Here is a 14854-nt window from a genome sequence, read left to right as displayed (position 1 = left end):
GCAATGGAATTATACTGCCATTCCTGACGCAACAACTTTATAAGTTGCCTAAGTTATTTCATGCACATTCCTAAGTTATCGCTAATTTTTTTCATGTTACATTCTTGAACAGATAAAGACAGCTTTACTAATACTGGAGATTATTGGCTAAAGCTGTTTTTGTCTTATTTCAAAAGCCCTTTTCTAAGGGCTTTCTTTTTACGTATAACAATATTAGTTTTTGAGTTATTGCGTCTGTCATATTGAGGTTCCGTTGATGAAATTCTTTAATCTAGGTGTCTTATTATTTATATATACAACAGGTCTTTGGGCGGATGATTTGCTTGGTTTGCCTGTATTACCTATACCCGCTAACAACCCACAAACAGTAGAGAAGATAGCTTTAGGGCAACGCTTATTTAATGATAAGCGCTTAAGTGAAGATGGCACGATTAGTTGTGCCAGTTGTCATGATGAAAATAAGGCATTTACCGATGGTCAACGAGTCGCACTAGGCATTAAGCAACAAGCTGGTTTTAGAAATGCATCGGTGGTAGTGAATGCTGCTTTTTATCAACGTTTATTTTTGGATGGTAGGGCGGCTAGTTTAGAAGAGCAAGCACTAGGACCTTTTTTAAACCCTATTGAGCATGGCTTAAAAAGCACGCAAGAATTAGTGGCTATTGTTGAGGCTGATTCCAGCTATAAGGCGCAATTTGCACAAGTCTTTAACCTCGCTGAAGATAAGATAACAGCTGAATTAATTGCCCAAGCGATAGCGAGTTTTGAGCGTACTTTAATTGCTGGGAATTCTGCGTTTGACCGTTATTTATTTGGCCGAGATAGAACCGCACTGACACAAAGCCAAGTGCGAGGTATGCGCTTATTTAGACGTAAAGGTAATTGCTCTAATTGCCATGAAATTGGCGGAGTTAATGCTTTGCTTATGGATAACCGGTTTTATAATTTAGGGGTTGGTTTTGAGCGTATTAATTCTGAAATAGCTGAATTTGTTGCTGAAGTTCGAGCAGGAGAGAATCCTGATGATTTTGATTTTACCGATGCACAACGGGCTGAATTAGGCCGCTTTAATATCACACGTGTACTTGCAGATATAGGTAAATTTAAAACACCAACTTTGCGCAATATCGCTTTAACAGCACCTTATTTACATGATGGCAGTTTGCAAACATTGGAGGAAGTCGTTGAATATTATGATCAAGGTGGAGAGAAAAACCCATTCTTAGATTCAGCAATTTTTCCTTTGCATCTTACTGACCAAGAAAAGCAAGATTTAGTGGCATTCCTTAGGGCTTTAACCAGTGAAAAGTATGCACAGTAATGTACTGGTTAATTAATAAAGTTCAACATCTTAAGGTATGTAGTATATAAATATTCATTACTTGCAGGTATTTGCAATACCAGGGGCAGAGTAGGCTGAGCTGACGGTAGGAAGCGCAGTACGAAAGATGTGTTTTTTAAACCGTTAAAATATTAAGTTACGCTCTGTTAGGGCCTAATATTAACGCTAATATAATCCAAGAAAAGTAAGCATTAAGGTGGGTCATGCCTTTTTAAAGCTACTGGCTTTAGTGGGAGAAGGGGGTTAAGCGGTTAGAGTTTATCAGTTTTATCGCTAGGGTATTTCACGCTATACTAGCTTTTTTGAGCGGTTTATAGTGGCTTCAATGTCATACCTGGACTACATAGCGTAGAATGCCATGCATATTTTATTAGTTTCTTCAGCAATAGAAAATTTTCCTAGTGCTAGACTATTTGAGCGTTTGGAGGGTACTACGCTGTATGATGAAAGTAAGTGGGAAAGCTTGCTTCATGTCCATACACAGGTAGATCTTATTTTTTTTGATGCCGCACTAGGTTGGAAAGGTATTGCTTCACAAATTCAGTTGTACCAAGAAAAACACCCCACAATAAAATGGCTAATCATTAATGCTACTGATACTCAGCAGTCATTACAATACCTACAGCTGGGAGCGTCGGGTATTTTAACTCGGCCTAGCGAGAAAACATTACAAGACTGTCTTCAAACTATTGCTAGTGGCCAGCTATATTTAGAGGCTGATTTGATTCAAATTTTAGCTTTACGGCATATTAAAAAAACGTTATTACCTTTCAAGCAGCTAACAGCCCGTGAATATGATGTGTTTTGTATGCTAGCTGAAGATTACTCTCTACAAGTGATTGCCGAGCTACTGTCAATAAGCACTAAAACCGCCTTCAATTGTCAGGCGCAGATAAGAAAAAAATTAGAGCTAAGAGGGCAAGAAGGTGTCTTTGTTCTCGCAAAAAAACATGGACTCATTCACTAAAAAAAGCTAGAATTCCCAAAAAATAGGAATATTTCCTGATTTTATAAAATTTCTTTACTTTTCTTGGGGACTAACAATGAATAAAAAAATTATTAATGGCGTACTTATTATTGCTATCGGAACTTCTTTTAGCGTGCAAGCTGCCGACAAAGGGCTGGATAAATGCATTGCAGCCATTCAAGCACAAAAAACAGGTGAGCTAGTAAAACTAGAGAAACTCAATGTTAAAGGTAAAGCTGTTTATGAAATAGAGCTTGAAGATGCTAATGGTTTTGAGTGGGAGTTTATGTGTGATGTGAATAGCGGTAAAGTCTTCGAAACTGAATCAGAAGTTAGCTCTGTCAATAGCTCGGCTTTTAAGAGTAAAATGAAAGTAACTGAAGAGGATGCTAAAGCGACTGCTTTAAAAGCTTATCCAGGTGTTATTGAAGAAGTTGAATATGAAATTGAAGCAAATGGCGATGCGAGTTATGAGTTTGATATTGTGAATAGCAAAGGCGTAGAAACTAAAGTAGAAGTGGATGCCACAACAGGAAAAATCATCGAGGTTGCCATTGAAGAATGGGAAATTGGTGAAGAAACTGACGAAAGAAGATAATTTTTTATTTTTGTTCGCAGGGTTGGTTTGTAAAGGCTGATCCTGCAAAGATTATTCTAACCTCAATAATTGGGTTTACCATTTTAAGCGGGTACATATTTTTGTAGGGTCTGCATCGCCTACCTTTTAAACTAGAAAAGCCTGTTCACCCTTGATAATTAAGAGTGAACAGGCTGAGCTTAACTGCCTATTAAGCGTGTATTATTGTCATTATGAAATAGCTTAACCAGAAAACTATATGGTTGCATCCTTGCACCTAAATGACATAACACATGCAGTTTTAGTCTAAGCTACCTGCAGCAGTCCATCCTTCAGCCCATTTATCGTTAGCATTTTTGAAAGCTCCCGTATAGCTTGTACTATCAATAAAGTTGTCATGTGCGCCATCAGCAAGGTTATCTTGGATAGCAACCCCATTAGTTAATAGAGGAGAGTTATCAGCTGGATATATTCCATTTAATAATGGATCACCAGCAACATTATTAGCCTGCGCTGTAAACCACTCTTCTGTAGTAAAACCTACGTTATTTTTGTCTTCAAAGTTAGTTGCACAGTTTACATAAGAGCCTGCAATTGTTAATGCTCCAGTTAGATTATTTGCTGAAGTGCCGCCACTTTTATACGTAGACTCACCATCAAGTCTGATGCAGTAATTAGCAAAACCTGAAAAGACCGAGTTATAAACATTAACGCCTGTACCACGGCGGAATTTAGCACCTTGAGTAGGGTTACCATCAGGGCCGATTAAGGTCATATTGGCTAACAAAGGCTGAGCTCTTGGAAGCGCATCATTGTTTTCTTCGTTATTATCAGCCTCAATACCCATATCGCCTTCATCGCCAGCTTGTTTGATAAGCACATATTGAGCTTTACCACGCCAGCCAGAGCCCCAGTCAAGACTGTCATCGGCATTAGCTGTTAATACCATATGTCTTAAACGAACAGTACCACCGAACATTTCAACACCGTCATCTAAGCCATGATCAACTTGAACAAAATCAATCACAGTTCCCGTACCTACACCCATTAGAGTTAATCCATTTAACTCTTGGTCAGGACGTACAGCAAAACCGGCATACTTGATTTGTACATATTTTAATAAACCACTATTATCAGCTGGGTTGTTACCGCCAAATGACTCACTAGTAATCGCTTCAAAAGCCGCTTCACAACCAACTGTGCCAGCAGAGCAGTTATTGATAATAGAGTTACCGGCTATAAGTAAACCACCCCATTCGCCGCGAGATGCTTCAGAGGGACCTGTCATAATGATAGGCTGATCAGGTGTACCTTCTGCCATGATTTTTGAGCCGCGACGAATAAAAAGAAAGTCATTTCCCGCTTCGCCGATTAACTCAGTACCTGGGTTAAGCGATAATGTAGCTGAATTAGTTTTGTCACCACCGATATAGACACCACCAGATAAGATCCAAGTTGTGTTGGCTGTTAATGTAATATCTTGGTTGATTTCACCACTTAAAATACAAGTGCCAGTTGTTGGTCCTGCTTGTGCGAAATCAGGACATCCCGTGAAAGCTGTAGAAGGTAATTGTTCTACAGAAAAAGCGGTTGGGCTTGAACCAGGGATGTATTTTAGTTTTGCATAAAATTCATCACCTGAACCTAAAATTTGCACTGAAGGGATGTGTAGGGCTGTTGTGGTTGCATCAAATGTAACACGATCACCAGTAACTGCCGCTTTTGGTGTAACGCTTGTTACGACTAAGTTGCTGCCTTGCAAAGTTAACTGGGCTGAATAGCTAGTTGCTTCACCTTTGCTATTAAGCACATCAACAGTGGGTATATCAACAACACCAGTAGCAGGATCATAAGTTGCTGTAGCAGCATTGGCCTGAATTGCACCAACTGAAAGGGCTAGGCTAATGGCTGCTTTTAAAATATTCTTTTTCATTATTACCTCAAATATTAAACAGAATGTATAAATTATATTGCATCGGTAGGATAAGTTATTTGTATTACAGTGTTGTGACATTTAGATGACATTTAGATGACGTAATGCACGGGAGAGAGACCAGAAGTTAGTTGATCAGTCATAACTTTTAGCTATAATTTATAGAGAAAACAATGGGTTTATAGGGAGTTTTGTAACTTCTCATTATTAAAGGGTACAGGCTGTTTTTTCAAATCGTTATTCCTGCATGCTGTTAGGGGTAAAAATTATTGCGTCAATAGTACTAATGCAGTACCATAAATTTATGCCTCCTAAAATAAGAGAATTAATCAGTCAATTACAAAGCATCGGTTTCGAAAATCGAGGAGGTAAAGGTAGTCATCGTAACTTTACACATAAAAATGGAGTAAAGATTACTGTTAGTGGAAAAACAGGTGATGATGCAAAACCCTATCAAGTCAAAGCAGTAAACAAAGCAATTGATGAGGTATCGAAATGAAAGTAAGTGATAAGTACTTGAAGATCGTTGAATGGTCAGAAGATGATCAATGTTATATTGGTCATTGCCCTAACTTGATGATGGGTGGTGTTCATGGTGAAGATGAAGCAAAAGTTTATAAAGAGCTATGCGAAGTGGTTGAGGAATGGATAGACATCTATAAAAAAGATGGAGAATCACTTCCTATAGCAACAGCAGGAAAAAAATATTCTGGTAAATTTAACCTTCGTGTCGGTGAAAAGTTGCATGAGCAATTGAGTCTTGATGCTTTAAGGTCAGGAGAAAGCTTAAACTCATACTGTATCAAAAAATTGCAGGAACCTATGTTTAACGTAGATTCTCGATAAAAGACTTCGGGAATGACATATTTTAGTTACCATTTTAAGACGGGATAACCTTTATATTCAGTGAGTTATCGGGTTTCTTGTCAGTGCTGATACAACATGGTTTCCAGTTAGGTGGGGGGCAAAATATAAGTCCATGTTCTGCCCCGTCTTAAGTTGGTAGCCGAAATATGTATCAGCTTAAAATATAGTAACCTTAAAAATTAAGTGATAAAGTTAAGCTGTATTCTCTACCTTTTTTGTAAGATCGCGTGATTTTATCGCCTTGCATAATCACAGATGTGTCGTCTAATAGGTTTTTCATTCGTACATTTATGGAAAACCAGTCACTTAATCTTTGTCGATACACAAAATCCAACTGGTTAAAGGGTTGTTGGTACTTGTCCGGAGCACCGAGTTGACCCGCTTCAACAATACGCGCCGCGGCGACATTATATAGAATCGTTGCCTGCGTTCCCCAGTCAGGGTTATCATAGCCAAATTGTAGGTTGAATAAATGTGGAGAGTGACCTTGTAAAGGCCTTGCAGACGAAGTTTGTGCTAATAGGTTTTCTGCTGTTAATTCAACTGATGATTTAGACCAGGTGTAATTACTACCAGCAAAAAAGTATTCTAAGTCTGGATGAATGAAATCTAAGTTTTTCAAAATTTCTAGTTCGATACCAAAGACACGGGCTGATTTTGCATTTTGATAGGTTAAAAGTCCCCCCGACCCCGGTACAAAAACTTTTTCAATAGGGTTCTCCAGATCTTTCCAAAAGAAGCCGAGTGCAAAGTTTTCTTTAGGAGAGAAATAGTACTCCCAGCGGGCATCATAATTAGCAATATAGGTTTGGACTAAGTCTGGGTTACCAACGGTCTCAGAGTTTGTCAGCGGGTCGGTAAAAGGGGCAGGGGATAACTCTCTGAAATCAGGGCGCGATAAAGTATTACTCCAGCTAGCACGGAACTGCTGCTTTTCTGAAATAATCCATGTTCCAGTAATAGCAGGGACTAGATCTGCTTTCTTTAATTGGGTACGAACGGGGTCTTTATCGGGCTTGGATATTGCAAAAGTTTCTACGACTTGATCGTTATCTTCCCAACGTAATCCACCATTGAGTCTTAGGCTATCATAAAGCATAAGATCAACTTGGCCGTATACAGCCAATAAATCTTGCGAGGCTTGATAATTATCTGTTGAGCGCGTTGTCTCCAGTAATTGAAAACCATTAGGGCCAATATTTTCAGGCGATAAGACGTCTTCCAGTGAAGGCTGCCCTAGTACTGCGGGATCACTGGCATCTGGCCCAACAGAAGAATAGTGATAACGGCGAATTTTTGAATCTCTGGAACGCGTTTGATTCATAAGCCCCGTCAATAGTTTAAGCGTTACATCTTGGTGAATATTAACGGGCAAGGAAATATCAAAACGCCAGTTTTCACTCTTGTCGTCTAAATTGGCAAAAATAGATTGATTGTTGTCAGCTCTACGGGAAAAAGAGTAGTTACCGTCTCTATTTGCATCATCATAACGGTAGTGGCGCTCATTAGGGGCATATCGAGAGGCTGTTGAGTTAGTATAAGACCATTTAAACTCTAAGTCGTTGAGCATTGGAAATAAGTGCTCTCCTCCTACTTGATTATTAAGTAATTGGTTTTCTTTCCATTTTAATGTGGTTCGTCGTATGTCAAAATCTTCAGAGTCAGTAAATCCACCTTCAATGCGTGCTTCATCTGTTGATTGACGAATCGCTAGAAGCTTTACATAGATTTTATGATCTTCTAGGTAACGCGCTTCTAAGGCTAAATAACCATTGAGGTTAACTTCATGTAGCGTACGGTCAACTTGGAAATCTTTTTTTAGAATTAAAGAGTTGCCGCTACCTGTTGCAAAAAGTCGACGCTGTTCATTTTGAATATTCCATTTTTCGTCCCAACGAGCGGCTGCCATATAACCAAAACTAAAGTCACCGACCGTAAATAAATCTCCGATTGACGCTTGAACACGGCCATTTAGTGGGATCGTCTTAGGATCGATATCCCAAATATGAGATAAATCTTCGCCAAACTTCTCAATTTCTTGTGGTGTAAATCCATCGGGGTTAAACCGAGTTTGTGGTTTTATCGTCGTATTGCCTGACGTTGCACTAGCAATTGAGTCAGGTAATGCACGGGTACCATCATCAATACCTAAAGAGTCATCTTTACCACCACGATAGCTTAGACCCTTATCGAAAGTTGTGCCTTCTGAGCCACCTATTTTTCCAGAAAATCTAAAGAAAAAATCTTCAGGCACATTACGTGTTCTTATTTCAACTGTTCCTCCAGCAAATTCAGCGGGTAAGCTGGGTAGGTACGCTTTAGAAACCAGCAAACTATCTAAAATGCTAGTGGGAAAGAGATCTAATGGCACGACTCGGCGCGTTGGATCAGGACTTGGCACTAAAGAACCATTAACCATCGTCGTTGAGTAACGTTCGCCTAAGCCTCGAATAAAGACATATTTTCCTTCGACCAGCGTTAAGCCTGAAACACGTTTTAATGCACTGGCAACATCGCTATCACCCGCACGGCTAATTTGTTCAGCCCCCAGAACACTGCTAACGCCAGCACTACTCTTTTGCTCTTCTATAACAGAGGCAATACTGCCAGCGAGAAAAGGCTCTAAAACCACAAACTCGGGTAAATCTACGCCAACAGGCGCGACACTTAGTGTTAATGAGGTATCGGTATCTTTGGTAACCTGAATACCTTCTTGTACTTTACTATTAAAAGCAGGGTGTAATACTGAAATACTGTATTGACCTACAGGTATTTTTGCTAGTTTAAATTGTCCTTTATTGTCGGTACGTATTTGTTTAGCGATTCCGGAAATATAGATTTGCGCATTATTTACGGGCTTTTGGGTTTCTGCAGAGGTAACGATACCCGTAATAGAGCCAAATGCTGTCGGCGCTTTTAATTGCTGCGATTCTGTCGTATTTAAAGCTTCAGAATTACGCCGAGAAGTTGCGATCTCGACAGTGGGTAGTGCACCATTTTTGAAAAAACTAACGATAAATTGTGCATTCTCTCCCTTAATAAAATCGCGCTTGAAGATCCATGATGCTCTGTTTTTTTGTGGTTTAATAAAAGTAAAGGTATGTGTACCAGCAGAAATTTTTCCGCCGATATAACCATCGCGGTCTGTCTTAGTTAAAGGTCTTCCATCAATCTGTAGCTCTATATTTGATTTTGGTTGGCCATTTTCAAATAAATAGAAGGAAAATTCGGCTTGCTCACTAGCCATAACAGAACTTGAAATTAACAAGCCTAAAAATAGATTAAACAGGAATTTTTGTTTCATTAGGAGAATTTACAGGTAATAACGGGAAGGTTAAGCTAAGTAAGTAACAATTAATTTATATACACTGGGTTGGGTTAGCCTCACACTCGGACATAATGCGACGTAATTCAATTCCCTTTTTAAATAATTCAGGATTTTTTAAATAGTTGAGTTGGTGTTTAGATTTGTCATACTGGCCGATATTAAAATAGGCGTAGGCAAGCGCATAACGAATAGGCTCGTCTTCAATTAATCCTTGGCGGTAGAGGGCATTCTTCATATTGACTGCCGCTTCATAACGCTTTAACTCAATTAATAAAGCGAGCCTTTGTTTGAGCTTAATTTTTTGGTCAGCGATTTTAGTATTAACAGATAGCGCATGATATAAGCGTCCTGCACGACGATATATTTCGCTTGCTTCAGCAAAAAGTTTGGCATCATACTCAGCGCCTTGTTCAAAAATTTTCGCTGCGGTATTTAGCTGTCCCTGGTCTAAATAAGTGTGTGCCAGCACTTTTGCCACCGTTGCATTATCTGGAAATTTCAGGTGAGCTACTTCAAGTATTTGTAGTGCTTCAGGAAGCTGATGGCTCAAGCGTAAGGCATTACCAATAGCAATATAATCTTTTGCTTGAGCATTGGATTTGTGTAAATAAACTAAGCCAATTTCAGCCGCATTACGGTATAAGCCTAATTCAACTAGATAAAATACTTTACGGCGTAAAAAACGATAATCTTCAGGGTAACTTAGCTCCGCTTGGTTGATCACTGCAATAGCTTGATCAAAGTCTTTTAGTTGCCAATAAGACTGAGCTTGCATTTCTATAATACCTGGATAATCTTTAGTCGCTGTACCGGCTTTGTTAACTGCATCAATGGTATTTTGGTATTCCTTTAAGCCGTAATAACACTGCGCTAGATAAATATAAGTAATAGGATCGTTTTGCCCATTATCAATTGATTTTTGCAGATTTTCTTTAGCTGACGATAAATCATTTAGACTTAGGTAGGCTAAACCTTTTAAGGTGTAAAAGCGGATTAAGTCAACATCTTCAGATGTTGCATCAACATTCTCTAAGGCCATTAATGCCCGCTGATATAAACCGTCCTTTACTAGCATGGCGGCCATACCAATATAATCATCTGCTTTTATTTTGGCTTTTTTTTCTGTTGCAGATGCAGGCAAGCAGACAAGCATTGTTATCAGGAGGATCATCCCGATAATTTCGTTAAAGCGTATCATAGGGGTACCAGTTAAGATAAATCGAAGCGAATTTTTTGTTTAGCCCACACTTTGACAGCTTTACCTTGGTAGAATGCGGGTTCAAATTGCCAGGAGCGAATAGAATTGGTGACTACATCGTCAAATACACCAGGAGGTGAGGATTCTAAAACTTCAACCTGTTCGACATTGCCATGGGCATCTATCAATAATGATAATAAAACATAGCCAGTAATCCCTTTCTTTTTGGCAGAAGATGGGTATTTAAAAGCACTGCGACGTTTAGGCTTAGGTGCTACATCAACTAGGTCATCAGTCATCACTGAGGCTTGAGTTGCACCTAATAAACCACTATCAACTGCATTAAGGTCTTCGCCCATAAGGCCGGGTAAACCTAAATCTATGCCTGATAAAGCAGTACTTAGGCCTCTAAAGGGTGCTGGAGCACGCATTTTTTGTTTCTTAGCTTTAGGCTTTGGTTTTTTTAGCTTTTTTTTGGGTTTAGGTTTTACTTGCTTAACGACATCAACCTGGGTACTTCTCGGTGTTTTAACTTGTTTCTTGTCATCCTTCCAATTGTTCATAATGACGATCAGTCCAAATGCAAGAAAAGCACCGAAGAACATACTTCCTGTCGCAAATAGATGATACTTTTTTCGGTTAATGACAGCATTCATGTCTTAACCTGCTTCTAATTCAGAGGCTACAGCAACACTTTGGGCGCCAGATAAACGTGCTTGGTCAATAACTTCAATAAGTTTGCCAGCAGGAATGCCTTCATCAGTAACAACTAATACTGTTTTGGAGGTTGAGGTTGCTAATAAATCACGTAATTTACTTTGTATCAACCAGACGCGTACAGCTTCACCATCTAAATAGGTGTCCCCATTTTCATCGATAAATAGGCGAATAGATTTGCTCGAAGCTGAAGAAGAACTAGCCGCATTAGGCCTTTCTAAATCGACTTTCATATCTTTAACAAAGGTCGTGGTAACCATGAAAAATATAAGTAAAATGAAGACGATATCAATCATTGGACCGATATCGATGGTGGCTTCTACATCACGATTTTCTCTATATTTCATAAGGTTTCATTCGGTTGTTGACTGCATAACAGGTCTTTAATTTGTGCTAAATTATTTTGAATATTCATTTGTTTTTTTTGCAAAATACTCTGCACTAACACCCCAGGTATAGCGACGGACAAACCTGTTTGTGTGGTAAGAAGGGCTTGTGCAACACCGCCAGCAATGCCGCCTGATTGAGTAAACAAAGCCATTGCCGCCAGTGAATCAAAGGTCTCAATCATGCCGGATACTGTCCCCAGCAACCCTAATAAAGGGGCAATCATAACAATCACTTTAATCAGTACTGAATATTGACGAATTTCCAGCTCATACTCATAAAAAGCAGCATCTAAATGCCGACGTAAATTGGGTACTTTCTGCTTTTTGATCGCTATGGCCTGTTGCATAGCATGTTCAATTAGGTCCTTAGCAGGTTGGTTGGGTGATTTATTGTAAGCAATATATAAATCACGCATACCTAAACTATTATGAGTTTTTAGAATGCAGTAGCGGTAGCCTAAACCATACCAGAGTGCAGCGGCACAAAAGAGCAGGGGAGGCATAACAAAACCGCCCTGTTCAAATAAGTTTTTAGCGGCTAAAAACCAGAAAGAAAAATCCATTGTTTTTCTCCTTAGGCTACTTCAAGAGGAGCGTTTTTCTTTGTTAGCTCATTTTCCGGCATACTTAAGATAATATTGGTCACTTTTAAAGCAACTCTTTCCATTTCCAGTTTTATTGATTCAGACCAACTGGCGAGTAGCGTGCCTAGTAGTAAGATAGGAATTGCGACAATCAAACCTAGCTCGGTTGTTACTAAAGCAACTGAAATACCACCCGATAATAGTTTGGGATCACCCGTACCAAATTCAGTAATAATATCGAAAGTTTCAATCATCCCTGTCACTGTCCCTAGAAGACCTAGCAACGGCGATACTGCAGCAATAACTAAAATGGTTGAACTGAATTTATTTAAAATACTAGATTCTTGTAAAATGGCTTCGGTAATTATATCTTCCATATGATCGCGATCATCTTTAACATGACGCAAGGTAGATTTTAATACTCTAGCGATGGAGCCTTTACCGTTATTACAAGCATTTTCAGCCTCAGCTAATTTACCTGAGTTCACTAAGTTAGTAACGTGCTCTTCAAATTTACGGCTGGTATTACTATTTATTTGCAATAGAAACGTACGGATAAATACGAGTAATAAGCCAAATGCGCCTAAAATAACGATGACCCAACCGATGATACCGCCTGAATTAATAACACTTAACCAGGTTTTTTTAGCCTTCTCTTCAATAGCTTTACTGCGTGATTCATATAAGAAAATTTTTAATTCTTTGCTAGGCTCACCTTTTGCGAATGACTTAGCGACATCCTCTGCGGGGATACTCCAAACTTTCATTTGTTGACCACCTGCGGGAACTAAAGCACCGCCTCCTTGCTTACTAATGCCATAAGAAGCAATATTACCTAGTTGGATGATTGTACCTTCTACTTGTTTGCCATCATTGAGGTAAAATCGACCCTCATGAGAGTGGACGCTGCTTAATTCATGCAGTAAATAAATGGCTTCAGAAAAAATAACTTTAATTTTGTTGTCATCGGTACCGGTTTGAAATATTTGATCCAAACCTAAATCAATATTGTAATTTTTTAATGATGATTCCGCTTGTTGATAGGTCATATCCAGAACTTCACTGCGTTCTTCTAATGCAGCTTTAGCTCTTTCAGCTTCATTAATACGCATTTCCATATCTTGTAATTGTCCAGAAAGGGCAACGGTGGTACGTTCTAGTGTATTAATTTTATTTTGTAATTTACGCTCATCTTTTGCCGAAGTAGACTTGAAGCTAGCTAAGCGTTTTGTTAATTCCTTTTTTTGAGCTTGTAAAAAGGCAAACTCACGTTTGTATACTGTCTTTAAATCAACCCGAGTATTAACCTCGGGTTTTTGAGCTTTGTTTTTTTCTTGAGCTGTGTTTTTTGTAGGCGCAGTAGCTGTTTCATCGGCATTAGCATTAACCGATAATAAGCAGACACAGCTCAGAATAATGAGTAACTTTTTCATTTAAGAACCTAGTGGATTTGGTAATTCAAAATATCCCTGACGAATTTGCTTTTTCAGGGAGTCAAACAAAAGTGCAATTTGTTCTTTAGACTGGGTGTCTTCAAGTTCTATAAAATTCCAGTTACCTGAGGGGGATTTTTTTGCCATGCCAAACTGACGGTCGTTAGTTTGAAAATAAAGTAAAACAGTCCCTAACTTAGCAATATCGGCCAGCATTTTTTCGCCATTAAGCTCAATAGTTTGTCGGTAGATACCATTTTCTTTGCTTAACCGAAGTTCATCTTCAACAAAGGCCCATAGACGGTTTGTAGCGCGCTTTGGGTCAATTAATTGGCTATCAAGATCAGAACGTAATTTAGTTAAAACAGCTTGGCGTTCTTCTTTTTTGAAAGGGATGCTATCCTGTACATAGTTGTATAATTGGCTAATAGTTTCTATAACAACAGGTGGCAAATTGTCATTATTAGCGCTAAGGGATTCCTTGGACTCTTTAAACTTCAGCAAGGTTTGTTGCATTTTCTCTAAATTAGTCGACTGTCTTCTTTCTTCTACACCTAAATCAGCATATTGTAAGCTTAAAGCCTGCATCCGATTATGATGGTCTTCTTTCGCTAAATCGAGGTGGCTTTGTAGCTCTTCAACTTCACCGCGTAAGCGCACAAGTTCATTCGCTAGGTTATCAACAGAGCCTGCGTATATATTGCTGCTGGCGCAGAGTAATGACACTGCCCCGATTAATTTTAGTCTTTGACTCATTATGTTTAACACCACATAATTTAAAAAAAAGCCAATTCTACGTATTGATTGTTACAGCTGGATTACAGAATTATGACAGTATTGTGACATTCGGCGACAAAAGATGAAGCATTTAATGGGTAGCAAAAACACTTTCTGATAAAGTTTCTTTTTTTAGGCCTGAGCCGAAGCGGGGGTAAAAACATCCATCATAGAGGTGGTTTAATTTGGGTTTATTGGCTTTGAAAATACGGTTATTAGGGAGTCTACTGAGGTAAGTCTTTACTGTAAGGTAGAAAAAGGTGCGCGGTAGTGAAAATAAAGTTAAGTTAAGTATATAAAGAATAACAGCGAGGAATGTGTTGAAAACAAGTAATATGAGTGAGTCACAACTAGTGTATTACACCAAAAGTTTTAGCTTTAATTTGCTAATAGTATTGGTATTTAGTTCGTTCTTGATGTCAGTAGCTTTTGCACACGGTGTTGATGCACATACTAAACAGTTCTTGCTAGCTAATCGGGGTATTGCTGTCGGACCTTTTTTATATATAGGTGCGAAACATATGGTCACAGGTTATGATCATTTATTGTTTTTGCTTGGTGTTATTTTCTTTTTGTTCCGTACGCAAGATATTGTTCGTTATGTCAGCCTGTTTACTTTAGCAGCAATTCTCAATTTAGGATTCAGTGATAAAATAAATCCAATTCCTTACCCCAAAAAAATTCTATAAGTGATAGAGACAGTCGAACAAATAACAACATTCACGCAAACAAATTTGATTGG

At 38.8% G+C, this 14854-nt stretch carries 14 protein-coding genes; 6 read left to right on the top strand and 8 right to left on the bottom strand.

Going from position 1 to position 14854, the window contains the following annotated elements; all coding sequences use genetic code 11:
* Positions 1 to 256: 256 nt before the first annotated feature.
* The 3 genes from BQ7314_RS01800 to BQ7314_RS01790 all read left to right on the top strand — a co-directional run bounded on the left by BQ7314_RS01800 (position 257) and on the right by BQ7314_RS01790 (position 2907).
* Positions 257 to 1321: a cytochrome-c peroxidase gene (locus tag BQ7314_RS01800; protein WP_174481993.1), complete on the top strand. Its 1065-nt coding sequence runs from the start codon at positions 257 to 259 to the stop codon at positions 1319 to 1321.
* A gap of 379 nt (positions 1322 to 1700) precedes the next feature.
* On the top strand, positions 1701 to 2309 hold the full coding sequence (locus BQ7314_RS01795) for a LuxR C-terminal-related transcriptional regulator (RefSeq protein ID WP_174481992.1): 609 nt from the start codon (positions 1701 to 1703) through the stop codon (positions 2307 to 2309).
* Positions 2310 to 2385: 76 nt separating this feature from the next.
* The gene (locus BQ7314_RS01790; RefSeq protein ID WP_174481991.1) at positions 2386 to 2907 is read left to right on the top strand and encodes a PepSY domain-containing protein; all 522 of its coding nucleotides are present in this window, start codon (positions 2386 to 2388) and stop codon (positions 2905 to 2907) included.
* A gap of 280 nt (positions 2908 to 3187) precedes the next feature.
* Here the strand turns inward: BQ7314_RS01790 and BQ7314_RS01785 are convergent, their stop codons facing one another.
* Positions 3188 to 4819 carry a hypothetical protein gene (locus tag BQ7314_RS01785; RefSeq protein WP_245394879.1) on the bottom strand — a complete coding sequence of 544 codons (1632 nt, stop codon included), beginning with the start codon at positions 4817 to 4819 and terminating at the stop codon, positions 3188 to 3190.
* Positions 4820 to 5105: 286 nt separating this feature from the next.
* Here BQ7314_RS01785 and BQ7314_RS01780 point away from each other — a divergent pair, with 286 nt between their 5' ends.
* Both BQ7314_RS01780 and BQ7314_RS01775 read left to right on the top strand, forming a co-directional pair.
* A complete protein-coding gene (locus BQ7314_RS01780) occupies positions 5106 to 5318 on the top strand; it encodes a type II toxin-antitoxin system HicA family toxin (protein ID WP_342590385.1) in 213 nt (70 codons plus the stop codon).
* On the top strand, positions 5315 to 5665 hold the full coding sequence (locus tag BQ7314_RS01775) for a type II toxin-antitoxin system HicB family antitoxin (RefSeq protein ID WP_174481990.1): 351 nt from the start codon (positions 5315 to 5317) through the stop codon (positions 5663 to 5665). Before BQ7314_RS01780 ends, BQ7314_RS01775 begins: the two co-directional genes overlap by 4 nt.
* 193 nt (positions 5666 to 5858) lie before the next feature.
* Here the strand turns inward: BQ7314_RS01775 and BQ7314_RS01770 are convergent, their stop codons facing one another.
* The 7 genes from BQ7314_RS01770 to BQ7314_RS01740 are packed head-to-tail and all read right to left on the bottom strand — an operon-like array spanning position 5859 to position 14091.
* Complete coding sequence (locus BQ7314_RS01770; protein WP_174481989.1) at positions 5859 to 8990, bottom strand: TonB-dependent receptor; 3132 nt, start codon at positions 8988 to 8990, stop codon at positions 5859 to 5861.
* A 55-nt stretch (positions 8991 to 9045) separates the two neighbouring features.
* Positions 9046 to 10212, bottom strand: a complete 1167-nt coding sequence (locus tag BQ7314_RS01765) for a tetratricopeptide repeat protein (protein WP_174481988.1) — start codon at positions 10210 to 10212, stop codon at positions 9046 to 9048.
* An 11-nt stretch (positions 10213 to 10223) separates the two neighbouring features.
* Positions 10224 to 10868: an energy transducer TonB gene (locus BQ7314_RS01760; RefSeq protein ID WP_174481987.1), complete on the bottom strand. Its 645-nt coding sequence runs from the start codon at positions 10866 to 10868 to the stop codon at positions 10224 to 10226.
* Between the two features lie 3 nt (positions 10869 to 10871).
* Positions 10872 to 11276 carry an ExbD/TolR family protein gene (locus tag BQ7314_RS01755; RefSeq protein WP_174481986.1) on the bottom strand — a complete coding sequence of 135 codons (405 nt, stop codon included), beginning with the start codon at positions 11274 to 11276 and terminating at the stop codon, positions 10872 to 10874.
* A complete protein-coding gene (locus tag BQ7314_RS01750; RefSeq protein ID WP_174481985.1) occupies positions 11273 to 11881 on the bottom strand; it encodes a MotA/TolQ/ExbB proton channel family protein in 609 nt (202 codons plus the stop codon). The genes BQ7314_RS01755 and BQ7314_RS01750 overlap by 4 nt, the downstream gene beginning before the upstream one ends.
* Positions 11882 to 11892: 11 nt before the next feature.
* On the bottom strand, positions 11893 to 13335 hold the full coding sequence (locus tag BQ7314_RS01745; protein ID WP_174481984.1) for a MotA/TolQ/ExbB proton channel family protein: 1443 nt from the start codon (positions 13333 to 13335) through the stop codon (positions 11893 to 11895).
* Positions 13336 to 14091, bottom strand: a complete 756-nt coding sequence (locus tag BQ7314_RS01740; protein ID WP_174481983.1) for a DUF3450 family protein — start codon at positions 14089 to 14091, stop codon at positions 13336 to 13338.
* A 437-nt stretch (positions 14092 to 14528) separates the two neighbouring features.
* Here BQ7314_RS01740 and BQ7314_RS01735 point away from each other — a divergent pair, with 437 nt between their 5' ends.
* Positions 14529 to 14801 (top strand): HupE/UreJ family protein, encoded by a 273-nt coding sequence (locus tag BQ7314_RS01735; RefSeq protein WP_280953854.1) that lies wholly within the window; start codon positions 14529 to 14531, stop codon positions 14799 to 14801.
* Positions 14802 to 14854 lie beyond the last annotated feature (53 nt).

Source organism: methanotrophic endosymbiont of Bathymodiolus puteoserpentis (Logatchev) (assembly GCF_900128525.1).
Lineage (GTDB): Bacteria > Pseudomonadota > Gammaproteobacteria > Methylococcales > Methylomonadaceae > Methyloprofundus.
This window is presented reverse-complemented; position numbering and strand designations above follow the sequence as displayed.

Excerpts from the sequence above, each read along its gene's own strand:
- BQ7314_RS01800 (WP_174481993.1), top strand. The coding sequence starts at position 257 with ATGAAATTCTTTAATCTAGGTGTCTTATTATTTATATATACAACAGGT.
- BQ7314_RS01795 (WP_174481992.1), top strand. The coding sequence starts at position 1,701 with ATGCATATTTTATTAGTTTCTTCAGCAATAGAAAATTTTCCTAGTGCT.
- BQ7314_RS01790 (WP_174481991.1), top strand. The coding sequence starts at position 2,386 with ATGAATAAAAAAATTATTAATGGCGTACTTATTATTGCTATCGGAACT.
- BQ7314_RS01785 (WP_245394879.1), bottom strand. The coding sequence starts at position 4,819 with ATGAAAAAGAATATTTTAAAAGCAGCCATTAGCCTAGCCCTTTCAGTT.
- BQ7314_RS01780 (WP_342590385.1), top strand. The coding sequence starts at position 5,106 with ATGCAGTACCATAAATTTATGCCTCCTAAAATAAGAGAATTAATCAGT.
- BQ7314_RS01775 (WP_174481990.1), top strand. The coding sequence starts at position 5,315 with ATGAAAGTAAGTGATAAGTACTTGAAGATCGTTGAATGGTCAGAAGAT.
- BQ7314_RS01770 (WP_174481989.1), bottom strand. The coding sequence starts at position 8,990 with ATGAAACAAAAATTCCTGTTTAATCTATTTTTAGGCTTGTTAATTTCA.
- BQ7314_RS01765 (WP_174481988.1), bottom strand. The coding sequence starts at position 10,212 with ATGATACGCTTTAACGAAATTATCGGGATGATCCTCCTGATAACAATG.
- BQ7314_RS01760 (WP_174481987.1), bottom strand. The coding sequence starts at position 10,868 with ATGAATGCTGTCATTAACCGAAAAAAGTATCATCTATTTGCGACAGGA.
- BQ7314_RS01755 (WP_174481986.1), bottom strand. The coding sequence starts at position 11,276 with ATGAAATATAGAGAAAATCGTGATGTAGAAGCCACCATCGATATCGGT.
- BQ7314_RS01750 (WP_174481985.1), bottom strand. The coding sequence starts at position 11,881 with ATGGATTTTTCTTTCTGGTTTTTAGCCGCTAAAAACTTATTTGAACAG.
- BQ7314_RS01745 (WP_174481984.1), bottom strand. The coding sequence starts at position 13,335 with ATGAAAAAGTTACTCATTATTCTGAGCTGTGTCTGCTTATTATCGGTT.
- BQ7314_RS01740 (WP_174481983.1), bottom strand. The coding sequence starts at position 14,091 with ATGAGTCAAAGACTAAAATTAATCGGGGCAGTGTCATTACTCTGCGCC.
- BQ7314_RS01735 (WP_280953854.1), top strand. The coding sequence starts at position 14,529 with ATGTCAGTAGCTTTTGCACACGGTGTTGATGCACATACTAAACAGTTC.